The organism is Streptomyces hygroscopicus subsp. hygroscopicus, assembly GCF_030269125.1.
In the GTDB taxonomy this organism is placed as follows: Bacteria; Actinomycetota; Actinomycetes; order Streptomycetales; family Streptomycetaceae; genus Streptomyces; species Streptomyces hygroscopicus_C.
On the sequence record NZ_BSSM01000005.1, the window covers coordinates 241,688 to 263,831 of the forward strand.

Genomic DNA, 22,144 nt, shown 5'->3' on the forward strand with positions numbered 1-22,144 from the left:
CCGCATGCATGCGATCACGATTCCCGAACCTGGTGGTCCCGAGGCGCTGGTATGGGACGAGGTCCCCGATCCGGAGCCCGGCGAGGGAGAGGTGCTGGTCGAGGTGGTGGCCAGCGCCGTCAACCGTGCCGACATCCTGCAACGGCAGGGCTTCTACGACCCGCCGCCCGGCGCCTCCCCCTACCCCGGCCTGGAGTGCTCCGGCAGGATCGCCGCGCTCGGCCCCGGGGTGTCCGGCTGGGCCGTCGGCGACGAGGTCTGCGCGCTGCTCGCGGGCGGCGGCTACGCCCAGAAGGTCGTCGTACCGGCCGGTCAGCTGCTGCCCGTGCCGCGGGGCGTCGACCTCGTGCGGGCCGCCGCGCTGCCCGAGGTGGCCTGCACGGTCTGGTCCAACGTGTTCATGGTCGCCCATCTGCGGCCGGGCGAGACCCTGCTGGTGCACGGTGGCTCCAGCGGCATCGGCACCATGGCGATCCAGCTGGCCAAGGCCGTCGGCGCGAAGGTCGCGGTGACCGCCGGGACGAAGGAGAAGCTGGAGCGCTGCGCCGAGCTGGGCGCGGACGTCCTGATCAACTACCGGGAGCAGGACTTCGTCGCCGAGGTCAAGGAGGCCACCGGCGGCGCGGGCGCCGACGTCATCCTCGACAACATGGGCGCCAAGTACCTCGACCGCAACGTGCAGGCCCTGGCCGTCAACGGGCGCCTGGCGATCATCGGGCTCCAGGGCGGCGCCAAGGGCGAGCTGAACATCGGCGTGCTGCTGAACAAGCGGGCCGCCGTCAGCGCCACCTCGCTGCGGGCCAGGCCGCTGGACGAGAAGGCGGCCATCGTCGCCGCGGTGCGCGAGCACGTCTGGCCGCTGCTCGCCGGCGGTCATGTGCGTCCGGTGGTGGACCGCGAGCTGCCGATGCCGCGGGCCGCCGAGGCGCACCGGGTGGTCGAGGAGAGCGGCCACATCGGCAAGGTGCTGCTGGTGGCGCCGTAGCGGACCCTCCGAGAGGGGCTCAGCTCCGGCGCAGCCGCAGGCCCAGGAAGGCCAGGCCGAGGCCCAGGCCGATGAGGACGAGCCCGCTGCCGAGCGGCAGGATCCGCAGGACCGGTTCGCTCGCGTTCTCGCTCTGCCCGGCGGCGTTCCGCGCGGCCGACCGCCCCGGCGACCCCGTGGGATCGAGGCCCGCCTCCTCGGTCGGCGGTGAGGCCGTCGGGGTCTCGGCGGTCTCCGGCTCCGCGGGCTGTGCGGCGGCGGAGTCGGGGACCGCGTCGTCGTCGCCCTCCACCTCTGCCCAGGGTCCGTCCGGCCGCCCCGGGCGCAGCTTCCCCTCCCCGGCCCCGCTCCCCGCCCGGGACGGCTCGGCGGACGACGGGGGGTACGAGGCGGAGGCGGAGCCCGAGGGCGCCGGGTGCTGGGGATCGGCACCGGCGTGATCGTGACCCGGGCGGTCCTGGTGATCGTGCCCCGGGTGGCCGGGCCCGCCGGAATCGGCCGGGTGCCCGGAGGCGCCTCCCGAACCGCTCGTGCGGCCGGGGGGCGGGGCCGAGGACGTCGCCGAGGGCGAGGCGGAGGCCGGGTGACCCCTGGTGGGGAAGCGCGGGGCGCCGGCCTCGGCGGCGTACGCGGTGGTGGTGCCGTACACGGGCAGGGCCGTCGTGAGGACGAGCAGCAGCCGCAGACAGCGGTGGGTGAGTCGCAGCCATGGAGTCACGTCGGTGACCTCCCGGAGCCCAGCTGGCGTGAGCGCGTGATCGATGATGAACCGACGGGAACAGACTCACATTCGCGACTCTCCCGGGCATTCCGGGTTGGGCCGACGGGTCTAAACGGCGGTTCCGCCCCACCGGGGGGCCCGCGGTGGTGAGGTGGACGGGTGCGAGAGAATGACGGCATGGAGATGCCGAGGAACGAACGGTCGCCGGAGAAGCCCCAGATCCTCGTCGTGGGCCAGGACGGGATGGCGCTCGGCGGAGGTGGCGGGGAGGACGAGTCCCGCGAGATTCCGGTCACCGAGCAGGTCGAGCAGCCCGCCAAGGTCATGCGGATCGGCAGCATGATCAAGCAGCTCCTGGAGGAGGTGCGCGCGGCTCCCCTCGACGAGGCCAGCCGGGTGCGGCTGAGGGAGATCCACGCCAGCTCCGTGAAGGAGCTGGAGGACGGCCTGGCCCCGGAGCTGGTCGAGGAACTGGAGCGGTTGTCCCTGCCGTTCACCGACGACGTCACTCCGAGCGACGCGGAGCTGCGGATCGCGCAGGCCCAGCTGGTGGGCTGGCTGGAGGGACTCTTCCACGGGATCCAGACCACGCTGTTCGCCCAGCAGATGGCCGCGCGGGCCCAGCTGGAGCAGATGCGCCGCGCGCTCCCGCCGGGTGTCTCGGGCGCCGAGGGCGACGAGCAGCACCTCGGCGGGCGCTCGGGCGGCCCGTACCTGTAGGCCCCGCACACGCGAAAGGGGCCCGGCGGTGATGCGCCTGGCCCCTTCTCACACGCCCGTCACTGCGGCGGGTTACCCGTCGACACGCTCAGCTCGATGGTGCCCGGGTCCTTGGCGTTCACGTCCGTGCCCTCGGACGGGAACTGGTCGAGCACGGTCCCGTCGCCCCAGGTGTTGTCGTCCACCTTCTTGACGTGCAGCTGCCAGCCCGCGGCCTGGAAGCAGGCCTTCACGGAGTTGATGTCCTTGTAGCGGAAGTCGGGCAGCTGGATCTTGTTGGGGTCGCTGTAGGACTCGTCCGGCTCCGTGCACTTGGTCTTGTCGATCACCCGGGTGGTGTCCGGGCCCCGGTATCCGGTCTGGTGGGTGGGGGACGCCGAGACACTGGCGCCGCCGTGCCCGCCCGTGTCGTTCCCGCCGCCGCTGTTCACGGTCAGCGCGACGACCAGGCCGACGACGGCGGCGAGCGACACCGTGACGGCGCCGATGATCACACCCTTGTTGCCCTTGCCGCCGCCAGGGCCCGCGCCGTGCCCCTGCACGGCCGTCTGCGGCGCCTGCGCGTACGGGGGCGGGGTCTGCGGCCCGTAGCCCACCGGCGGCGTCTGGTAGCCCGCCTGCTGCGGATAGCCGTAGGACGGCGCGGGCGCGGCCGGCGCCGGGGTCTGGGGACCACCGTACGGACCCGGCTGGTACGGCGTCTGCACCGGGCCGGACGGCGTCTGCCGGACCTGGTCGACCGGGGGGAACACCGCGGAGCCGACGCCCGAGCCGCTCTGCCGCGGACCCGCGTCCGGCACGATGCTCGGGGCGGCGCCCTGGAGGGAGGCGGCGACCCGCAGGCACTCCTCGCGCATGGCGTCGGCGGTCGGGAAGCGCTCGTTCGGGTTCTTCCGCAGCGCTCGGGCGACCAGCGCGTCCACCCCCTGGGGCAGCGCGCGGTTGATGGAGGAGGGAGCCACCGGCTCCTCCTGCACGTGCGCGTACGCGATCGCCAGCGGGGAGTCCGCGTCGAACGGCAGCCGCCCGGTCACCAGCTGGAAGAGCATGATGCCGACCGAGTACAGGTCGGAGCGGGCGTCCACGCCGCGGCCGAGGGCCTGCTCGGGCGAGAGGTACTGCGGGGTGCCGACGACCATGCCGGTCTGCGTCATGGACGTCACGCCGGACTGCATGGCGCGCGCGATGCCGAAGTCCATGACCTTGACCACACCGCGCTTGGTCATCATCACGTTGCCCGGCTTGATGTCGCGGTGGACCAGCCCCATCTCGTGGCTGATGTCCAGCGCCGCCAGCACGTCCGCGGTGACCTTCAGCGCCTTGTCGGCGGGCATCGCGCCGTACTGCCGTATGTCCGCATCGAGGACCGAGCCCAGCGGGCGGCCCTCGATGTACTCCATGACGATGTACGGCGTCGCCATGCCGCCGAGGTCGTCCTCGCCCGTGTCGAAGACGGAGACGATGTTGGTGTGCGTGAGCTTCGCCACGGCCTGGGCCTCGCGGCGGAAGCGCTCGCGGAAGGCCTGCTCACGGCCGAGCTCGGTGTGGAGTGTCTTGATCGCGACCTGGCGGTCCAGCACGGCGTCGTACGCGAGGTGCACCGAGGCCATGCCGCCCTCGCCGAGCAGGTCGCGCAGCTGGTAGCGGCCGCCGGCCAGCGCCTGCCCCGTATACCGGCCGTGTGCGCCGTCCTGGCTCATCTCTCCCCGTCCCCCATCGGCCGTCCGGCACCCTGGCTCGTCGCGCAGGTCTTGATCGAATGTGTCATTCCCGGCCAAGTCTGCCCCAGGCCTCGGACACGTCAAGCTCGGTGCCCGTTCCGTGACCGTACGCGCAAGAAGCGTCGCGCAAGCGTTACAGGGGACCTACGACCAGCACACAGAATTTGCACGACGGCCTGTGCTGAGGGTTTCATGGCCGGTCCGTCGCAGAGCGGGCCCCGGTTCCGGTTCCGGACCGGTGGCCCCCACGGAGGCTGTAGCGTGGCCGACGGAGACCGTGACAACACCGCGCGCACCGCGGGCAGAAACGACGGCGAGGACCGATGGCACAGACGCAGCGCGCCCAGGGCCCGTCCGACCCCGAGGCGTCTGGCGGCGGCATGTCGGACGCGCCGGAGAACTGGGGCAACGCAGGACTGGTCGGTGACGGCCGGTACCGGCTCACCCATCGGCTGGGCCGGGGCGGCATGGCCGAGGTGTTCGCGGCCGAGGACGTCCGCCTGGGCCGTACGGTCGCGGTCAAACTGCTCCGCGCCGACCTGGCCGAGGACCCCGTCTCCAAGGCGCGCTTCACGCGTGAGGCCCAGTCGGTCGCCGGCCTCAACCACCACGCGATCGTCGCCGTGTACGACTCCGGCGAGGACGTCGTGGGCGGCCAGTCGGTGCCGTACATCGTGATGGAGCTGGTCGAGGGCCGTACCATCCGCGATCTGCTGATCAACGCGGAGGCGCCCGGCCCCGAGCAGGCGCTGATCATCGTCTCCGGTGTCCTGGAGGCGCTCGCCTACTCGCACCAGCACGGCATCGTGCACCGCGACATCAAGCCGGCGAACGTCATCATCACCGACAGCGGCGCCGTGAAGGTGATGGACTTCGGCATCGCCCGCGCCCTGCACGGCGCGCAGTCCACGATGACCCAGACCGGCATGGTCATGGGCACCCCGCAGTACCTCTCCCCGGAGCAGGCGCTCGGCAAGGCCGTCGACCACCGCTCCGACCTGTACGCGACCGGCTGCCTGCTGTACGAACTGCTGGCGCTGCGGCCCCCGTTCACCGGCGAGACCCCGCTGTCGGTCGTCTACCAGCACGTCCAGGACACACCGGTGGCGCCCTCGCAGGTCCTGGACGCCTGCCCGCCGGAGCTGGACGGCCTGGTCATGCGCGCGCTCGCCAAGGAGCCGGACGACCGGTTCCAGACGGCGGAGGAGATGCGCGGCATGGTCCAGTACGGCCTGCAGATGCTGTACGACCAGGGCGGCCACACCGGCACCTGGAACACCGGCCCGGTGGCGGCGCACGACGGTCGGCACACCCCCGCGGGCGGCTTCGCGAGTACGACCGCCATGTCGCACCCGATGGCCGGCGGCGGCACCACCCAGATCCCGCAGCCCCTGCTGCCGCAGGGGTACGGCAACGGTGACGACGGCGGCTTCGAGGGGCACGGCAACAAGGGCAGCGGCCGCGGCAAGCTGTGGATCCTCGCCGTGCTCGCGGTCATCGCGATCGCGGCGGGCGTGGCGCTGGCGCTCCAGGGGGCGGGCAGCGGTGGCGGCGCCGGTACCGACACCAAGCCCCCGGCCACGCACACCAAGAGCACCGGCGACGACTCCGCCTCCGCGAGCCCGACCGACGACAGCACCGGGCAGCCCACGGACACGCCCACCGGCGACGGGTCGGGCACCGGTTCCGGTTCGGGCTGGTCGCCGACGTACACGCCGTCGGACACCCCGACCCAGCCGGAGACCACCGGCCCCACCGACCAGCCGACGAATCCGCAGCCCTCGTCGACGCAGCCCACGGACCCGACGACCGGCGGCGGCACGGTCGGCGGCGGCACCGGCAGCGGCGGCACGAGCACCGGCACGACCGGTGGCGGCACGGACGGCGGCACCACGGGCGGCGGCACCACCACCGACGGCAACGCGGCGGCCGGCGGGGCGGCGGGTCTGCCCACCGGCTGAGAACGGACCCGGCGGGGCCGCTCGCCGGCTGAACCCCGGACGGGGCCCGGTCGTCCGGGCCCCGTTCCTCTTTGCCGGCGACGGCCGGTCGAACCCGCTCACCGGGTGAAGGCGTCGCACACCGCGTCGTACTCCCGCGTCCACCACACCACGAGCGCCGAGGCGGCCGGGAACTGGCAGTCCGCACGGGTGTCGTCGCGTTCGTAGTGCCAGCGCAGCATCCAGAAGTCGTTCAGGCGTTCCCACCACACCCGGTGCACGGCGGCGGCCAGTTCCGCGGGCGTGGCACCGGCCGCGCGCCGGTACGCGCGGGCGTACGCCCGCACCTTCGGCAGGTCCAGGGCGCCCGCCGGGCGCACGAAGAAGATCGCGGCGGCGCGTACCGCCTCCTCGGCGCGGGGCTGCACTCCGAGCCGGTCCCAGTCCACGATGGCCGCCGGGACGCCGTCCTTGTAGAGCAGGTTGAACGGGTGGAAGTCGCCGTGCACCCAGCCCACCGGTCCGCCGGGCGGCGGGCGCCGGTCCGCGTGCCGCTCCAGGAGCGACCGCCGCTCCAGCAGCCGGTGCCGGGCGAGTGCGTCGAAGGCGTCGGCGGGGCGGTGCCTGCGCACCCGGGCGAGCAGCTGGTCGATGAGGGCGGAGGTGTCGGCCGGGTCGGCACTCTCCACGGGATGGGGACTCGTGGCCGGGCGGGTGCGCCCCTTGGGCGGCATCACGCGCTCCAGGCAGGCGTGCACGGCGCCCAGCAGCGCCCCCAGGCGGGCGCTCTCGGAACGGGTGAGCTGGCCGCCGTGGCGGTGTCCGCCGTCGATCCAGGGGTGCAGGGCGTAGGCGTGGCCGCCGACGACGGCGACGGTGCGGCCCTCGCGGTGCGCGAGCGGCACGGCGACCGGCACGCCGAGGGCGGCCAGGCGCTGGGTGGCCCGGTGCCGGCGTTCGATGGCGGTCGGATCGGCGGTGTCGGGGTCGAAGTGGTGCTTGAGGAAATAGCGGCCGCGCGTGGTGCACAGCCGGTAGCCGCGGTTGAGCAGCCCCTGGTCGACCGGTTCGCAGGCGAGGGCGGTACCGGCGGCGTCGTACAGGCGGAGCAGAGCGCCCAGAGGGGGCGCGTGGGGTACGGGGGGTGGTACACAAGGGCGCGGCACGCGGCAGATGCTAGGGCACCGCAAAGGCCCCGTGAGCTGCGGCTTGTCACAGAAAGTCGTCGGCAATCACAATCGGTCACAGAGTGAACCGGGACGAACGCTTGCGCGCTTCCCCGAAGAAGCGACCCAAAGGTGCGACAAAAATACGGTCGGTTCAAAGCTGTTCGACTTCGGTGTCCGGACTTTCTCCGGGCCGGTCCCGAAGCACGTCCGGGGTTTCGGGTGTTTCCTCCCGCCGAGGGCCCAGGGCCGGTCCGCCCCCACGAACTCTTCCCGTCGCCTGGGTGACCGGGATAACGTTCGGGTGCTCCGGCCTTGCCGCAAGGCTGTGACCAGCACGCTTCCGCATCCCCTCGATTTACTTGGATATCCAAGCAAAATCGCAGGTCAGGTGGGGTTTCACAGAAATGTGGAGCACTGGGTAACGTAATGGTCGCAGGGCGCTCGCCGGGGCACCTGTCACGCCTGTTCCCGGCCGAGTGGCACCCACCCCGTGCCCGGTGGTCGGAACAGGTGAGCCGCACTGGCCTACCGGCAACCCCGGGGGCCGGAACGACGGAGGAGCACACGTGACCGTGGACAGCAGTGCCGCGCGCAAGCGCAGCGCCGCAGGCAAGGCCGGCACCACCGGCAGCAAGGCCGGTTCGGCCGGGACCAAGTCCGGAGCCACCGGCGCCAAGCGCACCACCAGCACGACCCCCGCGCGTGCCGGCGCGAAGAAGAGCAGCGAGCCCGCGCTCGTGCAGCTTCTGACGCCGGAGGGCAAGCGGGTCGAGAACGCCGAGTACGACTCCTACGTCGCCGGCATCACCCCCGAAGACCTGCGCGGCCTCTACCGCGACATGGTGCTCACCCGTCGCTTCGACGCCGAGGCCACCGCCCTGCAGCGCCAGGGCGAGCTGGGCCTGTGGGCCTCCCTGCTGGGCCAGGAAGCCGCCCAGATCGGCTCCGGCCGGGCCCTGCGTGACGACGACTACGTCTTCCCGACGTACCGCGAGCACGGCGTCGCCTGGTGCCGTGGCGTGGACCCGACCAACCTGCTCGGCATGTTCCGCGGTGTGAACAACGGTGGCTGGGACCCCAACGGGAACAACTTCCACCTGTACACGATCGTCATCGGCTCCCAGACGCTGCACGCCACCGGCTACGCGATGGGCGTGGCCAAGGACGGCGCCGACTCGGCGGTCATCGCGTACTTCGGCGACGGCGCCTCCAGCCAGGGCGACGTGGCCGAGTCGTTCACCTTCTCCGCGGTCTACAACGCGCCCGTGGTGTTCTTCTGCCAGAACAACCAGTGGGCGATCTCCGAGCCGACCGAGAAGCAGACCCGGGTGCCGCTCTACCAGCGTGCCCAGGGCTACGGCTTCCCGGGCGTGCGCGTGGACGGCAACGACGTGCTGGCCTGTCTCGCGGTCACCAAGTGGGCCCTGGAGCGGGCCCGCAACGGCGAGGGCCCGACCCTGGTCGAGGCGTTCACCTACCGCATGGGCGCCCACACCACCTCCGACGACCCCAGCCGCTACCGGGGCGACGAGGAGCGCCAGGCATGGGAGGCCAAGGACCCGATCCTGCGCCTGCGCCGCCATCTGGAGGCATCGAACCACGCGGACGAGGGATTCTTCGAGGAACTCGAGGCCGAGTCCGAGGCGTTGGGCAAGCGGGTGCGTGAAGCGGTCCGCGCCATGCCCGACCCGGACCACTTCGCCATCTTCGAGAACGTGTACGCGGACGGGCACGCGCTCGTCGACGAGGAGAGGGCCCAGTTCGCCGCCTACCAGGCGTCGTTCGCGGACGCAGAAGGGGGTCACTGAGATGGCCGAGAAGATGGCGATGGCCAAGGCCATCAACGAGTCGCTGCGCCGCGCCCTGGAGGCCGACCCCAAGGTCCTGGTCATGGGCGAGGACGTCGGCAAGCTCGGCGGCGTCTTCCGCGTGACGGACGGGCTGCAGAAGGACTTCGGCGAGAGCCGGGTCATCGACACCCCGCTCGCCGAGTCCGGCATCGTCGGCACCGCGATCGGCCTGGCGCTGCGCGGCTACCGCCCGGTCGTGGAGATCCAGTTCGACGGCTTCGTCTTCCCGGCCTACGACCAGATCGTCACCCAGCTCGCCAAGATGCACGCGCGCTCGCTCGGCAAGGTCAAGATGCCGGTCGTCGTGCGCATCCCCTACGGCGGCGGCATCGGCGCGGTCGAGCACCACTCCGAGTCCCCCGAGGCGCTGTTCGCGCACGTCGCCGGCCTGAAGGTCGTCAGCCCTTCGAACGCCTCGGACGCGTACTGGATGATGCAGCAGGCCATCCAGAGCGACGACCCGGTGATCTACTTCGAGCCCAAGCGCCGCTACTGGGACAAGGCCGAGGTGGACGCCGAGGCGATCCCCGCCCCGCTGCACAAGGCCCAGGTCGTCCGCGAGGGCACCGACCTGACCCTCGCGGCCTACGGCCCGATGGTGAAGCTCTGCCTGGAGGTCGCCGCCGCGGCCGCCGAGGAGGGCAAGAGCCTGGAGGTCCTGGACCTGCGCTCGGTCTCCCCGCTCGACTTCGACGCCGTCCAGGCCTCGGTGGAGAAGACCCGCCGCCTGGTCGTGGTCCACGAGGCGCCGGTGTTCTTCGGCTCCGGCGGTGAGATCGCCGCCCGGATCACCGAGCGCTGCTTCTACCACCTGGAGGCCCCGGTGCTCCGGGTCGGCGGCTACCACGCCCCGTACCCGCCGGCCCGCCTGGAGGAGGAGTACCTGCCTGACCTGGACCGCGTGCTCGACGCCGTCGACCGCTCGCTGGCGTACTGAGGGAGAGGGTCGTGACGACGATGACGGACGCGTCCGTACGCGAGTTCAAGATGCCCGACGTGGGCGAGGGCCTGACCGAGGCCGAGATCCTCAAGTGGTACGTCCAGCCCGGCGACACGGTCACCGACGGCCAGGTGGTGTGCGAGGTCGAGACCGCGAAGGCGGCCGTCGAACTGCCCATCCCGTACGACGGCGTGGTGCGCGAACTGCGGTTCCCCGAGGGGACCACGGTCGACGTGGGCACGGCGATCATCGCGGTGCAGGTGGCGGGCGGGGCTCCGGCCCCGGCCGCGGCGCCCGCGCGGCCCGAGGCGGCGGAACCCGCGGCACCGGCGGCTCCGGCCGAGGAGCCGAAGGCCGAGGGCCGTCAGCCGGTCCTGGTGGGCTACGGCGTGTCGACCTCCGCGACCAAGCGACGCCCCCGCAGGGGCCCCGAGGCCACCGCCGCGGCTCCGGCCGCCCAGCCCGAGCTGAACGGCCACGCCCCGGTGGCGGGCGCCCCCCGCCCGCTGGCCAAGCCTCCGGTGCGCAAGCTGGCCAAGGACCTGGGCGTCGACCTGGCCACGGTCACCCCGTCCGGTCCGGACGGCGTCATCACGCGTGAGGACGTCCATGCGGCGGCCACGCCCGTGGCCGCGCCCGAGCCGGTGACGGCGGCCCCTGCCGCGCCGACCCCCGTGGTGGCGTACGACGGTGCCCGGGAGACCCGCGTCCCCGTCAAGGGCGTGCGCAAGGCGACCGCGGCGGCGATGGTCGGCTCGGCGTTCACGGCGCCGCACGTCACGGAGTTCGTGACGGTGGACGTGACCCGCACCATGAAGCTGGTCGAGGAGCTGAAGCAGGACAAGGAGATGCAGGGCAGGCGGGTCAACCCGCTGCTGCTGATCGCCAAGGCCCTGCTGGTCGCCATCAAGCGCAATCCGGACATCAACGCGGCCTGGGACGAGGCCAACCAGGAGATCGTGGTCAAGCACTACGTCAACCTGGGCATCGCCGCGGCCACCCCGCGCGGCCTCATCGTCCCGAACATCAAGGACGCGCAGACCAAGACGCTGCCCCAGCTGGCGGACGCGCTCGGCGACCTGGTGTCCACGGCCCGCGAGGGCAAGACCTCCCCGTCCGCCATGCAGGGCGGCACGGTGACCATCACCAATGTGGGCGTCTTCGGCGTCGACACCGGCACGCCGATCCTCAACCCCGGCGAGTCGGCGATACTCGCCATCGGCGCGATCAAGCTCCAGCCGTGGGTCCACAAGGGCAAGGTCAAGCCCCGCCAGGTCACGACCCTCGCCCTGAGCTTCGACCACCGCCTGGTCGACGGTGAACTGGGCTCCAAGGTCCTGGCCGACGTGGCCGCGATCCTGGAACAGCCGAAGCGACTGATCACCTGGGCGTGACCGACCGGTCCTGACCGGGACCGCTTCCGGGGGAGCCGCGCAGCCCGCTCGACGGGCCGCGCGGCTCGGTCTTTCCCCCGGGAAGTCCACGGGGGCGCCGGTCCGCCGGCCTCGTCCGCGAACACGAAGGCCCTGCGGAGTGGTCCGCAGGGCCTCGGTCATGCCGTCGCCGGCGAAGGGTCAGCGCACGTCGACGTAGTCGTAGGCGTCCGCGGCGGAGGAGGTGCTGTTACCGGCGTAGTGGAAGCGCCAGGTGCCGTCCACCGAAGCGGTGACGGTGGTCTTCAGGTAGCCGGTGGACGAGCTGTTGATCGTCTTCACGGTGCTGTAGGTGCTGCTGCCGGCCTTCTTGAACTGCAGCTGGACCGGCTGGCTGCCGTAGCCGTAGTACTTCAGGTAGGTCCAGCTGGCGCGCTTCAGGGTGCCGGTGACCGTGATGGTCTGGCCCTTGGAGACGGGCTCCGGCGAGGCGTTGAAACCGCTGAAGCTGGCGGCACGCTTGACCCAGCGGTTCTTGTAGACGTCCGTCTCGACGTAGTCGCCGTCGTTGGCCACGGCGTAGACGGCGACGTTCCACTTGCCGCTCAGGGCGCTGTCGTAGAGGTCGGTGCCGGGCGTGGCGGTGATGGTGATCTTGCAGGTGGCGGACGTGGCGCTCCAGTTGTCGCAGGTCGCGTCGGTGTCCGAGACGAGCGCGCCGTCCACGTCGCTGTCCAGGCTGGTGCCGTGCCACAGCATGGCGTCGGCGGAGTAGATCCCGGACGGGTCGGTGGCCGTGACGTAGACGCTGAAGGTCTTCGGGCCGACACCGACGACGAGGTCCTTGTTGCCGTTGTCGGTCACCTTGGTGATCTGGGTGTCGCCCTGGGTCTCGTCGGCCGGGGCGTTGAGCGCGGTCGACGGCTTCGAAGTGAACACCTTCGGGATCTGCGGGCTGTCCGCCGCGTGTGCGGCAGGAGCGAGGAGCGCGGTGAGCGCCACGGCGCCGGACACCGTGCTGGCGGCCAGGCTGGCACGAATACGCATCTATGTTCCCCACGTGGAGAGAGAGCCGCGCGCAGGGCGCATGGGGGGTGTGCGGGCTCTGAACGTTGTAGTGAGCCTTTTGACTCGCAAGGGAGACTCACGACACCTGAGAACGGTTGTACGTCCCGCCGACTTTTTCTGAACCCCGCGTGTCCTGCGTCTCAACACCGTGCGGGCATGGCTCGGACGGACCGTGAACCGGGGAGGAACGGCGCCCTTTTTCATGGTCCGCCCCCCCTGGGGTCACGGAAGAACGGTCTCCGGTCCGGTCCCTGATGGGTCATCAGGGATGGGTCAGGGTCGAGCCAGGGGTGTCACGGATGGTGAGTGTGTGGTCGCGGGCGGCACGCTGGCGGCATGACGAATTCCGCTCCCGCCGGGCCCGGTCCGGGTCCCGCTCGCCGTCCCGACTCCCTCCGGCGGTCCGCCGCGGGTCGTGCCGCCGCCGTCGCGGGCGCCACCGTCCTCGCCGGTACGGCGGCCGTGTGCGCGCCGGGTGTCGCGTACTCCGCGCCCCGGGCCGCCGCGTCCGCACCGCCCGCGACCGGCTTCGGCGACTGCCCACCCCTGCCCGGCGGAGCCGACCCGGCTCGCTGGCGATGCGAAGTGCACAGCGCCGCCCCGGTGCTGACCATGGGCAAGGTGACGGTGCGGCTCGCTCCGATCACCATGACCCACGCCGAGGGCCCCCTGCCGGGCGGTGGCGACGGCCAGGTGTGGGGCGCGATGCACAGCGCGCCGACGACCGTGCCGGGAGGGCTCACGGGGGCCGGCACCACCACGGCCGCGGACGACCGCGCGCCGGTCCGGGACCTGTCGATACAACCCGAGTACGGCGGCCGATCCGACTTCTACACCGGCACGTTCAGTCTCCGCTTCCGGCTCCTCGACCCGCTGCTGGCCCCCGGCTGCACCATCGGCGCCACCGCGCCGGTCGACTTCCGGCTGAAGCGCTCGGGCCCCTCCGTCTGGGTCTCCCAGGACCCGCCGCTGATCGAGTTCTCCGCCTACGACGACACCTTCACCGTCCCCGCCGCCGAACACTGCGGCCCGCTCAGCCCTCTCCTCGACCGGCGCCTCGGCCTGCCGGCCGCCGAGGGGAACCTGATGACGTACGACGCGTCGTACACCTTCAAGACCTACGACCACCTCCCGCGGTAAGGAGGCGGGCGGGAACGCCAGAGGCCCGCCACGGGATGCGGCGGGCCCCTGGTGCGAGGACCGTGAGCGGCCGCCGGACGGCGGCCGCCGGACGGCACATGTCAGCCGAGCCTGGCGAAGCCGTAGCTGAGGAGCTTCGTGGCGTCCGACTCGCGCTGGGGGATGGAGGTGGAGGAGAGGACGGTGCCGATGACGGTCCTGCCGTTGCGGGTGGCGGCGAAGACCAGGCAGTAGCCGGCCTCGGGACCGGAGCCTGTCTTCACGCCGATGGTGCCGCTGTAGCTCCTGAGGAGCCCGTTGGTGTTGGTCCAGGTGCCCATCGTGCGGGTGCCGCCGGACTTGGTCTTCGTCCTGGCCGTGTACGACCTGGTCTTGACGATGGTGCGGAACGTGGAGTTCTTCATCGCGCTGCTGGCGATCTTCGTCAGGTCGCGCGGCGTCGAGTAGTTCTTGCCGTTGCCGATGCCGTCGAAGGAATCGAAGTGCGTGTTCTTCAGGCCCAGGTTCTTCGCGGCGCTGTTCATCTTGCCGATGAAGTTGGACACGCGGGCGGCGCGGCTGGAGCCGGAGCCGTACTTGTCCGCGAGGGCGTAGGCGGCGTCGCAGCCGGACGGCAGCATCAGGCCGTACAGCAGCTGGCGGACGGTCACCTTGTCGCCCACGATCAGGTGGGCCTGGGAGGCGTTGTTCCTGACGACGTAGTCGCTGTACGCCTTCTGGATCGTCACCGTGGCGTCGAGGTTCAGGTTCTTCTGCGCCAGCACGACCTTGGCGGTCATGATCTTGGTCGTGGACCCGGTGGATCTCTTGGTGTCCGCGGCCTTGGTGTAGAGCGTCGAACCGCTCGCGTTGTTCATCACGTAGCCGCCCTTGGCCACGATCGAGGGCGTCGTGACGGCCTGTGCGGGAGCCGCGGTGAGGGCGCCGGTGGCGAGCAGCGCGCCGGAGGTGATCGCGACGGCGGTGGCTCGGCGGAGGCGGAGGCCCTTGATGCCGGTAATCAAAGTGGTATACCCCGATTGTCTGGAATGCCCCTGGATGCGGCCGAGTTGAGGTGGTCAAGAGAGAGGGGCCGCATCTGTCTGACACGTAGGTAGCACAGAAGGTTGTGTGGCCATCCGGAGAGGGGGGTGATCGTGTCCGCATCGTGGACGCCGACGTGTGTTGCGTACCTGTTGTATCTATGCTGTAGACATGCAAACGGCCGTCCCGCAGTCCGCCCCGCCCGCCAAGCAGCCACCCGCCGCCGATCGCGTCTACGCCCACGTCAAACAAAGCGTCCTCGACCGGAGCTACGAGGGCGGCACCCTCCTCACCGAGGGCGAGCTGGCCGAGGCCGTGGGGGTGTCGCGCACACCCGTGCGGGAGGCCCTGCTGCGGCTGGAGGTCGAGGGCCTGATCCGGCTCTACCCCAAGAAGGGCGCCCTGGTGCTGCCCGTCTCCGCGCAGGAGATCTCGGACGTGGTGGAGACCCGGCTGCTGGTCGAGGAGTACGCGGCGCGCAAGGCCGTACCCGCCCCGCCGGGCCTGGTGGAGCGGCTCACCGAGCTGCTGGAGCGGCAGAAGGCGCAGGTCGCCGCCGGGGACCTGGCCGAGGCCGCGGTGACCGACCGCTGCTTCCACGCCGAGATCGTCCGCTGCGGGGGCAACGAGATCCTGGCCCGGCTCTACGACCAGATGCGCGACCGCCAGTTGCGGATGGGCGTCGCCGTCATGTACTCCCAGCCCGACCGGGTGGCCAAGACGCTCGCCGAGCACGAGGAGATCCTCCGGGCGCTGCGCGCCGGGGACGCGGAGGCGGCCGTCGGTGTCGTGCACCGGCACGTGAGCCGGGTGTCGCTTCTCGCGCGGGGTGAGGTCCGATGAGCAAGCTCACCCTCCCGGGGGACCCGCCCGGCGGCGTCCGGGCCGTCGGCGTGTGGTCCATAGGCGTCGCGGTCTACTTCGTCGCCGTCATCTTCCGCACCTCGCTGGGCGTGGCGGGCCTCGACGCGGCCGACCGCTTCCATGTGAACGCCTCCGCGCTGTCCACCTTCTCCATACTCCAGCTGCTGGTCTACGCCGGCATGCAGATACCCGTCGGCCTGATGGTCGACCGGCTCGGCACCAAGAAGGTGCTCGCCCTCGGCGCCGTGCTGTTCACGATCGGGCAGCTCGGCTTCGCCTTCTCGCCGTCGTACGGCACCGCGCTCGCCTCCCGGGCGCTGCTGGGCTGCGGTGACGCGATGACGTTCATCAGTGTGCTGCGCCTCGGCACCCGCTGGTTCCCGGCCCGGCGCGGGCCGCTGGTCGCGCAGCTCGCGGCCCTGGTCGGCATGGCGGGCAACCTGATCTCCACCCTCGTCCTGGCCCGGCTGCTGCACAGCATCGGCTGGACGCAGGCGTTCGCGGGCAGCGCGCTGGCCGGCGTGGTCGTGCTCGTCCTGACCGTACTGTTCCTGAAGGACCACCCCGAGGGACACGAGCCCGAGCCGTCCCGGCACCACGGCTCCGCCTACGTCCGCCGGCAGATCGCCGAGGCATGGCGGGAGCCCGGCACCCGGCTGGGGATGTGGGTGCACTTCACCACCCAGTTCCCGGCGATGGTCTTCCTGCTGCTGTGGGGCCTGCCGTTCCTGGTCGAGGCGGAGGGCCTCAGCCGGGCCACGGCCGGTGAGCTGCTGACCCTCGTCGTGCTGTCCAACATGGTGGTGGGCCTCGTCTACGGCCAGATCATCGCCCGGCACCACAGCGCCCGGCTGCCGCTCGCGCTGTGCACGGTGGCGGCGACGGCGCTGCTGTGGGCCGTGACGCTGGCCTACCCGGGGGCGCACGCGCCGATGTGGCTGCTGATCGTCCTGTGCGCGGTGCTCGGCGCGTGCGGACCCGCCTCGATGATCGGATTCGACTTCGCCCGCCCGGCCAACCCGCCCGAGCGCCAGGGCACCGCGTCCGGGATCACCAACATGGGCGGTTTCATCGCCTCCATGACGACCCTGCTCGCGATCGGCGTGCTGCTGGACGCGACGGGGGACGACTACACGGTGGCCTTCAGCGCGGTGTTCGTCCTCCAGGCGATCGGCGTCGGCCAGATCCTGCGGCTGCGGGGCCGGGCCGCCCGCCGCGAGCGCGAGCGGCTGGTGGCCAGCCGGGTGGAGACGGTGCACGTACCGGCGTGAGCCCGGCCGCCCCGGACCGCCCGTGTCAGCGCGTATCCGGTACGAGGGTGAGGTACGCGATGCCGAGGACACCGCGGTAGCTCATCCACTGGGCGCGGTGCCGGTCCAGGCGGGCGCGGGTCTCGGGCGCCAGCGGATGGTCCGGGTTGCGGGCGAGCCAGACCTCCAGGTCGGCCTGGTAACCCGACTCGAACTCCTCCCACTCCCGCGGGCTCGCCGTCTCCGTCCACTCCGGACGGAAACCGGCCCCGACCGCGAGGTCGAGCAGCGTCCCGAGGTCGTAGTGATCGTCCTGAGCCGCGCCCGGCCACATGCCGGACAGCTCGGCGTCGGTGGGCGGACGCTGCCAGAAGCCCTCGCCGAGCAGCACCCGGCCCTCGTCGGTCACCAGGCGCCGCAGTGCCCGCAGCGCCTCGGCGGTGGGGGGTTCGGCCTCGCTGAGGGCCTGGGTCGCGCCGAGACAGAGCACCAGGTCGGCGGGGCCCCGCCGGGTTCCCACGGCGGACTCCTCGGCGAACTCCACCCGCCGGCCGAGGCCGCGTTCCTCGGCGTTCCGCCGGGCGCGGGCGAGGTCCTCGCCGTTCAGGTCGACGCCGGTTCCCGTGGCGTCCGGCACGGCGTCGAGCACGCGCAGCAGCAACTCGGCCCAGCCGCAGCCGATGTCGAGCACGGTGCGGGGGTGGTTCGCCGCGAGCCGCCGGACCATGGCGGTCGCGCGGCCCTCCGAGAGGGGGCCGTGGAAGGTGAGCCGGGTGAGCCGGGGCAGGGCGGTGGTCATACCCGGCACGCTAGAAGGCCGTTCCCGCAGGCACCACTGATTTGCCGGCGGCCCGGACCCCGGCCGGCGCAAGGGCGGCACGGCGTCACGGCATACGCGGTCACGCGGTCGGGGCACCGCGCAGCCACCGCGTCACGACGTCACCGGGTCACGGCGTCACGGCGAAGTTGTGCAGGATGGCCTTCGTCAGATCCTGGTCGCCCTCGGCCTTGACGCGGTCCGCCACCGCCTCGGGGGCCACCCGTCCGCAGGCCAGCCGCACGTAGGTCTCCCAGTCGAGGCTGAGGGAGGCCACCGGGCCGAGCGCCGGGGCGGTCTCCAGGGTGCCGCGGCCCTGGATGTCGACGCGGATGGTGCGCAGGAACTCCACGGGGCCGTGCACATCGAAGACGACGGCCGAACTGCGCGGCGCGTTCGCGTCCTTCGCGACGACCTTCGGCAGCACCTCCAGCAGGAAGTCGCGGGTGACGTGCGCGCCGGGCGAGTCGAGGTTGCCGGGGCGGCCGAGCGCCGTACGCAGGTCCTGTTCGTGCACCCAGACGTCGAAGGCGCGCATGCGGTGGGCGTGTTCGAGGGTGATGTCCGTGCCCAGCGGCCCGCGCACGATGGCGTCGGGCGCGCGGTTCTCGTTGCGCATCTGGCGGTTGCGGCGGATGACCGTGTACTCCAGCTCGGACGTCATCTCCGGCGCGGTGTGGTGGCGGCGGACGTCGACCTGCATCTCCATGTAGCGCTGGTGCTCGTTGGCGACGTGGAAGAGGTCGCGCGGCAGGGAGTGGATGGGGCGCGGGTCGCCGAGCAGTTCGCAGTCCATGCCGATGACGTGCGACACGATGTCGCGCACCGACCATCCCGGGCACGGTGTCCGCCGGTTCCACTCGGCCTCTGCCAGGGGCTGCACCATCTCGGATATCGCGTCGACGGAGTGCGACCAGGCGTCGGCGTAGGGCTGGAGGGTGGGATGCAGACTCACGGAACGGGACCCCTCGGCGGTCGGTACACGGGCAGGTTGCGGCGGCGGTGCCAGCGGGCGGCGGCTGCGCGTCGGCGGGTGTCTGAGAAGCTAAGTTACGCTGCTGGCAGGCACCCCGGCAGTGCTTTCGCGTGACGATCGTAGGCCCGTATGGACGACTCGAATGCCAGGACGGTGGTAGTGTGCGCGCCTCTCTGATCCAGATGGCCGTCGACGAGGGGGAATCGGTCTCCTCGCGCAGGCTGCGCGCGGCCGCCCTGGTCCGCGAACAGGCCGGGGCCGACCTGGTGGTGCTGCCCGAGCTGTGGACCACCGGCGCCTTCGCCTACGAGGACTTCGGCCGTGCGGCCGAGCCGCTCGAAGGACCGACCTACGAGACGATGGCCGAGGCGGCGGCGGATGCGGGCGTGTGGCTGCACGCCGGCTCGATCCCCGAGCGCGCGGCGTCCGGCGACGGCTCCGCGCAGGACGACGGGACCCTCTACAACACCTCGCTCGTCTTCTCCCCCTCCGGCCGACTCGCCGCCGCCTACCGCAAGATCCACCGCTTCGGCTTCGACCGGGGCGAGGCCGTGCTGATGGGCGCGGGGCAGGATCTGGTGACGGTCCCGCTGCCCGGGGCGACGCTGGGTCTGGGCACCTGCTACGACCTGCGGTTCCCCGAGCTGTTCCGCGGACTGGTCGACGCCGGGGCCGGGGTGCTGGTGCTCCCCGCGGGCTGGCCCGAGCGACGTCGCGCGCACTGGACGCTGCTGGCTCGGGCGCGGGCGGTGGAGAACCAGGCGTTCGTGCTCGCCTGTGGAACGGCGGGGACCCACGCGGGAGTTCCACAGGCCGGTCACTCGATCGTGGTGGACCCGTGGGGTGAGGTGCTGGCCGAGGCGGGCCCCGGCGAGGAGGTCCTCACGGCCGACTTCGACCCGGCGAAGGTGGCGGCGACCCGGGAGCAGTTCCCCGCGCTGAAGGACCGCGTCCTCGGGCTGGCGCCGCCCCGGCGCTAGCGGGGACCGCCCGGGTGCGGCCCGGCGGACGGCACGTCAGTCGTCCTCCCGCTCCTTCTCCGCGAGATGGATCACGCACACCGCCACCGCGATGAGCAGCGCCGGGTCCGCGTCCTCGCGTACGACGTCCACGCCGTACGTCTCCCGCAGGTGCAGCCAGCGCCGGGAGATCACGGCCAGCACCTCGCCGTCGTACTCGACCACGAACTCGCGGTCCAGGATCCTGCCGCTGACGTCCAGTTCGGAGCCCCCGGCCAGTGCGACGCGGTAGTGGTTGCGCAGCAGGGACAGGCGTTTGCGCCTGATGGTGGCCAGGCCCTCGCCGTCCCGTTCGATCACCATCGTGTCGCGCAGGGCGAACATCTTCCGGTGGATGTCGATCAGGACCCGGCCCCCGGCGTCCTTCAGCTCGAAGGTGTCCCGCAGCCGCATGGCCTTGCCGTCGACGAGGAACACCTTGCGGCCGTGCTCGTCCTCGATCCAGTAGTCCTCGCCGATGCCGAGGAGCCGGTCGCGTACCAGGAATCTCATGCCCTGAGCCCTTCCCCGGCCCGGCCGGTTCATCACGGCGGGAGCGGTGCGACCCGCGGCGGGAGGGAGCGGACACCGGCCCGAGCCGCGGGCCCGAACCCGCCCCGGCCGTCGGGGAGGGGGTGTCGTGGATGTCCGCGACGGCCGCGTGCCGCGACGACGGCCAGGACATCGCGTACCCCGCCCGGCACGTCCCCCGGCGGGGCTGGGGCGTCCCGGTCCGCCCCGCCGAGGGGTGCTCAGACGCCGTAGCCGTCCGTGTAGCCGTCGCCGGTGTGGTGGTGACGGTGGTGGGGTTCCTCCTCCACGACCGGCGTCGTCGGTGGCACGACGACCCGCCGGCGCCGGGCGATACCGCTGAACGTGGCGACGCCGATCAGACCGACGGCCATCAGGATCAGGCCGACGACGGTGAGGTTGACGCCGTGCATGTGCCAGTCGGTCGCGAACGTGAGTATGGCCCCCACGGCGATGAGGATGATGCATCCGCCGAGCCCCATGAGGCTTCGCCTCCCCTTTCGGTTCCGGAATCTCCGGTCCCGTGCGGGTACCCGGCGCCGCCCCGCCTAGCCCTCCCGAAGGCCGCCCCGCCACGGGGACGTTCCACGCGGGGCAGCCCGGCGGGACGCCCGTCCTCCGGGAGGCCGGTGGCGGCCGGCCCTCCGGAGGACGGGCCCGACTAGGCCGCCAGGAAGGCCGTCAGGGCGTTCGCGAGGAGGAACGGGTCGTCGGCGCCGCAGAGTTCGCGGGCGCTGTGCATGGAGAGGATCGCCACGCCGATGTCGACCGTGCGGATGCCGTGCCGGGCCGCGGTGATGGGGCCGATGGTGGTGCCGCAGGGCATGGAGTTGTTGGAGACGAACGACTGGAAGGGGACACCGGCCTTCTCGCAGGCGGCGGCGAACACGGCACGGCCCGAACCGTCGGTGGCGTAGCGGTTGTTGACGTTCACCTTGAGGATCGGGCCGCCGTTGACGCGCGGGTGGTGGGTCGGGTCGTGCCGCTCGGCGTAGTTGGGGTGCACGGCGTGACCGGTGTCGGAGGACAGGCACACGGTGCCGGCGAAGGCGCGGGCGCGGTCCTCGTAGGAGCCGCCGCGGGCGAACACGGAGCGCTCCAGTACGGAGCCGAGCAGCGGGCCGTCCGCGCCCGTGTCGGACTGCGAGCCGTTCTCCTCGTGGTCGAAGGCGGCCAGCACCGGGATGCGGGTGAGGGCCGCGCCGGAGGCCGCGGCGGCGGCCAGCGCGGCCGCGCCGGCGTGCACGGACAGCAGGTTGTCCATGCGCGGCCCGGCGACCAGCTCGCGGTCGCGGCCGAGGTAGGCCGGGGGCTCCACCGGGTGCACCATCAGGTCCCAGCCGGCCACCGAGTGTGCCTCGAGACCGGCCTCCTGCTCCAGGAAGGAGATCAGGTCACCGTCGAGCACCTCGTCGCCGAGACCCCACACCGGCTGCAGGTGCCGCTGCTTGTCCAGCTTGAGGCCCTCGGCGCTGACCGAGCGGTCCAGGTGGATGGCGAGCTGCGGCACCCGCAGCAGCGGCCGGTTCACGTCGACCAGGACGCTGGAGCCGTCGCGCAGGGTCAGCCGGCCGGCCAGGCCCAGGTCGCGGTCCAGCCAGGAGTTCATGAGCGGGCCGCCGTAGATCTCCACGGCGACCTGGCGCCAGCCGTGCGCGCCGCTGTCGGGGCGCGGCTTGATCCGCAGGTTGGGCGAGTCGGTGTGGGCGCCGACGATGTGGAACGGCGTGTGGGGCGCGGCGCCCTCGGGGACGTACCAGGCGATGATCGCGCCGCCGCGCAGCACGTACCGGCCGCCGCTGGTGCCGTCCCAGGCGTCCGTCTCGGCGACCTGCCTGAAGCCGGCCTTCTCCAGCCGCTCGGCGACGTTCGCCACCGCGTGGTACGGCGAGGGGCAGGCCGCCAGGAAGGACATCAGGTCGTCGGTGTGGCCGCGGTCGAAGGTGAGGGGTGCGCGCGCAGCGCTCGCTGGAGGGGTGGCGGCGGGCGACGGGCGGGATGGTGCGCTCATGGGATTCACCTTAACGACGGGCACGGGCCCGCTCCCGGTAAGAGGAG

At 72.1% G+C, this 22,144-nt stretch carries 20 protein-coding genes; 10 read left to right on the top strand and 10 right to left on the bottom strand.

Features of this window, described 5'->3' with window-relative positions:
- Positions 1–4 precede the first annotated feature (4 nt).
- On the top strand, positions 5–985 hold the full coding sequence (locus QSK45_RS14215) for an NAD(P)H-quinone oxidoreductase (RefSeq protein WP_285556677.1): 981 nt from the start codon (positions 5–7) through the stop codon (positions 983–985).
- Between the two features lie 19 nt (positions 986–1,004).
- Here the strand turns inward: QSK45_RS14215 and QSK45_RS14220 are convergent, their stop codons facing one another.
- Positions 1,005–1,703 carry a hypothetical protein gene (locus QSK45_RS14220; RefSeq protein ID WP_285556680.1) on the bottom strand — a complete coding sequence of 233 codons (699 nt, stop codon included), beginning with the start codon at positions 1,701–1,703 and terminating at the stop codon, positions 1,005–1,007.
- Positions 1,704–1,883: 180 nt separating this feature from the next.
- Here QSK45_RS14220 and QSK45_RS14225 point away from each other — a divergent pair, with 180 nt between their 5' ends.
- Positions 1,884–2,426 (top strand): bacterial proteasome activator family protein, encoded by a 543-nt coding sequence (locus tag QSK45_RS14225; protein WP_285556683.1) that lies wholly within the window; start codon positions 1,884–1,886, stop codon positions 2,424–2,426.
- 59 nt (positions 2,427–2,485) lie between these two features.
- Here the strand turns inward: QSK45_RS14225 and QSK45_RS14230 are convergent, their stop codons facing one another.
- Positions 2,486–4,126 (bottom strand): protein kinase domain-containing protein, encoded by a 1,641-nt coding sequence (locus QSK45_RS14230; protein ID WP_285556685.1) that lies wholly within the window; start codon positions 4,124–4,126, stop codon positions 2,486–2,488.
- A 344-nt stretch (positions 4,127–4,470) separates the two neighbouring features.
- Here QSK45_RS14230 and QSK45_RS14235 point away from each other — a divergent pair, with 344 nt between their 5' ends.
- Complete coding sequence (locus QSK45_RS14235) at positions 4,471–6,108, top strand: protein kinase domain-containing protein (protein ID WP_285556688.1); 1,638 nt, start codon at positions 4,471–4,473, stop codon at positions 6,106–6,108.
- A gap of 98 nt (positions 6,109–6,206) precedes the next feature.
- Here QSK45_RS14235 and QSK45_RS14240 read toward each other — a convergent pair whose 3' ends face one another.
- Positions 6,207–7,253 carry a phosphotransferase gene (locus QSK45_RS14240; RefSeq protein WP_285556689.1) on the bottom strand — a complete coding sequence of 349 codons (1,047 nt, stop codon included), beginning with the start codon at positions 7,251–7,253 and terminating at the stop codon, positions 6,207–6,209.
- A 569-nt stretch (positions 7,254–7,822) separates the two neighbouring features.
- On the opposite strand from QSK45_RS14240, the gene pdhA reads away from it, so the two are divergent.
- From pdhA to QSK45_RS14255, 3 genes are read left to right on the top strand one after another with little or no spacing between them, the layout of a single operon-like run.
- On the top strand, positions 7,823–9,064 hold the full coding sequence (gene pdhA / locus QSK45_RS14245; protein WP_285556691.1) for a pyruvate dehydrogenase (acetyl-transferring) E1 component subunit alpha: 1,242 nt from the start codon (positions 7,823–7,825) through the stop codon (positions 9,062–9,064).
- Between the two features lies 1 nt (position 9,065).
- On the top strand, positions 9,066–10,043 hold the full coding sequence (locus tag QSK45_RS14250) for an alpha-ketoacid dehydrogenase subunit beta (protein WP_285556693.1): 978 nt from the start codon (positions 9,066–9,068) through the stop codon (positions 10,041–10,043).
- Positions 10,044–10,054: 11 nt separating this feature from the next.
- Positions 10,055–11,440, top strand: a complete 1,386-nt coding sequence (locus tag QSK45_RS14255; protein ID WP_285556697.1) for a dihydrolipoamide acetyltransferase family protein — start codon at positions 10,055–10,057, stop codon at positions 11,438–11,440.
- Between the two features lie 180 nt (positions 11,441–11,620).
- Here the strand turns inward: QSK45_RS14255 and QSK45_RS14260 are convergent, their stop codons facing one another.
- On the bottom strand, positions 11,621–12,466 hold the full coding sequence (locus QSK45_RS14260) for a calcium-binding protein (RefSeq protein WP_285556699.1): 846 nt from the start codon (positions 12,464–12,466) through the stop codon (positions 11,621–11,623).
- Between the two features lie 357 nt (positions 12,467–12,823).
- Between QSK45_RS14260 and QSK45_RS14265 the strand changes: the two genes are divergently transcribed.
- Positions 12,824–13,627, top strand: a complete 804-nt coding sequence (locus tag QSK45_RS14265) for a hypothetical protein (RefSeq protein WP_285556701.1) — start codon at positions 12,824–12,826, stop codon at positions 13,625–13,627.
- 101 nt (positions 13,628–13,728) lie between these two features.
- On the opposite strand, the gene QSK45_RS14270 is transcribed toward QSK45_RS14265, so the two are convergent.
- Complete coding sequence (locus QSK45_RS14270) at positions 13,729–14,631, bottom strand: D-alanyl-D-alanine carboxypeptidase family protein (RefSeq protein ID WP_285556702.1); 903 nt, start codon at positions 14,629–14,631, stop codon at positions 13,729–13,731.
- A gap of 190 nt (positions 14,632–14,821) precedes the next feature.
- On the opposite strand from QSK45_RS14270, the gene QSK45_RS14275 reads away from it, so the two are divergent.
- Positions 14,822–15,493: a GntR family transcriptional regulator gene (locus tag QSK45_RS14275; protein ID WP_285556703.1), complete on the top strand. Its 672-nt coding sequence runs from the start codon at positions 14,822–14,824 to the stop codon at positions 15,491–15,493.
- Positions 15,490–16,785, top strand: a complete 1,296-nt coding sequence (locus QSK45_RS14280; RefSeq protein ID WP_285556705.1) for an MFS transporter — start codon at positions 15,490–15,492, stop codon at positions 16,783–16,785. Before QSK45_RS14275 ends, QSK45_RS14280 begins: the two co-directional genes overlap by 4 nt.
- Positions 16,786–16,810: 25 nt before the next feature.
- Here QSK45_RS14280 and QSK45_RS14285 read toward each other — a convergent pair whose 3' ends face one another.
- Positions 16,811–17,563 (bottom strand): SAM-dependent methyltransferase, encoded by a 753-nt coding sequence (locus QSK45_RS14285; protein ID WP_285556707.1) that lies wholly within the window; start codon positions 17,561–17,563, stop codon positions 16,811–16,813.
- A 148-nt stretch (positions 17,564–17,711) separates the two neighbouring features.
- A complete protein-coding gene (locus tag QSK45_RS14290; protein WP_285556709.1) occupies positions 17,712–18,536 on the bottom strand; it encodes a maleylpyruvate isomerase family mycothiol-dependent enzyme in 825 nt (274 codons plus the stop codon).
- 182 nt (positions 18,537–18,718) lie between these two features.
- Here QSK45_RS14290 and QSK45_RS14295 point away from each other — a divergent pair, with 182 nt between their 5' ends.
- Positions 18,719–19,537 (top strand): carbon-nitrogen family hydrolase, encoded by an 819-nt coding sequence (locus tag QSK45_RS14295; protein ID WP_285556711.1) that lies wholly within the window; start codon positions 18,719–18,721, stop codon positions 19,535–19,537.
- A gap of 36 nt (positions 19,538–19,573) precedes the next feature.
- Here QSK45_RS14295 and QSK45_RS14300 read toward each other — a convergent pair whose 3' ends face one another.
- The 3 genes from QSK45_RS14300 to QSK45_RS14310 all read right to left on the bottom strand — a co-directional run bounded on the left by QSK45_RS14300 (position 19,574) and on the right by QSK45_RS14310 (position 22,097).
- Complete coding sequence (locus QSK45_RS14300; protein WP_285556713.1) at positions 19,574–20,068, bottom strand: LURP-one-related/scramblase family protein; 495 nt, start codon at positions 20,066–20,068, stop codon at positions 19,574–19,576.
- A gap of 239 nt (positions 20,069–20,307) precedes the next feature.
- Positions 20,308–20,568: a DUF6458 family protein gene (locus QSK45_RS14305; protein ID WP_285556715.1), complete on the bottom strand. Its 261-nt coding sequence runs from the start codon at positions 20,566–20,568 to the stop codon at positions 20,308–20,310.
- A 179-nt stretch (positions 20,569–20,747) separates the two neighbouring features.
- Positions 20,748–22,097 (bottom strand): M18 family aminopeptidase, encoded by a 1,350-nt coding sequence (locus QSK45_RS14310; protein WP_285556717.1) that lies wholly within the window; start codon positions 22,095–22,097, stop codon positions 20,748–20,750.
- Positions 22,098–22,144 lie beyond the last annotated feature (47 nt).

Bases quoted from the DNA above. Each gene is read 5' to 3' on its own strand.
- QSK45_RS14215 (WP_285556677.1), top strand. From the start codon at position 5: ATGCATGCGATCACGATTCCCGAACCTGGTGGTCCCGAGGCGCTGGTA.
- QSK45_RS14225 (WP_285556683.1), top strand. From the start codon at position 1,884: ATGGAGATGCCGAGGAACGAACGGTCGCCGGAGAAGCCCCAGATCCTC.
- QSK45_RS14230 (WP_285556685.1), bottom strand. From the start codon at position 4,126: ATGAGCCAGGACGGCGCACACGGCCGGTATACGGGGCAGGCGCTGGCC.
- QSK45_RS14235 (WP_285556688.1), top strand. From the start codon at position 4,471: ATGGCACAGACGCAGCGCGCCCAGGGCCCGTCCGACCCCGAGGCGTCT.
- QSK45_RS14250 (WP_285556693.1), top strand. From the start codon at position 9,066: ATGGCCGAGAAGATGGCGATGGCCAAGGCCATCAACGAGTCGCTGCGC.
- QSK45_RS14260 (WP_285556699.1), bottom strand. From the start codon at position 12,466: ATGCGTATTCGTGCCAGCCTGGCCGCCAGCACGGTGTCCGGCGCCGTG.
- QSK45_RS14265 (WP_285556701.1), top strand. From the start codon at position 12,824: ATGACGAATTCCGCTCCCGCCGGGCCCGGTCCGGGTCCCGCTCGCCGT.
- QSK45_RS14275 (WP_285556703.1), top strand. From the start codon at position 14,822: ATGCAAACGGCCGTCCCGCAGTCCGCCCCGCCCGCCAAGCAGCCACCC.
- QSK45_RS14280 (WP_285556705.1), top strand. From the start codon at position 15,490: ATGAGCAAGCTCACCCTCCCGGGGGACCCGCCCGGCGGCGTCCGGGCC.
- QSK45_RS14285 (WP_285556707.1), bottom strand. From the start codon at position 17,563: ATGACCACCGCCCTGCCCCGGCTCACCCGGCTCACCTTCCACGGCCCC.
- QSK45_RS14300 (WP_285556713.1), bottom strand. From the start codon at position 20,068: ATGAGATTCCTGGTACGCGACCGGCTCCTCGGCATCGGCGAGGACTAC.
- QSK45_RS14305 (WP_285556715.1), bottom strand. From the start codon at position 20,568: ATGGGGCTCGGCGGATGCATCATCCTCATCGCCGTGGGGGCCATACTC.
- QSK45_RS14310 (WP_285556717.1), bottom strand. From the start codon at position 22,097: ATGAGCGCACCATCCCGCCCGTCGCCCGCCGCCACCCCTCCAGCGAGC.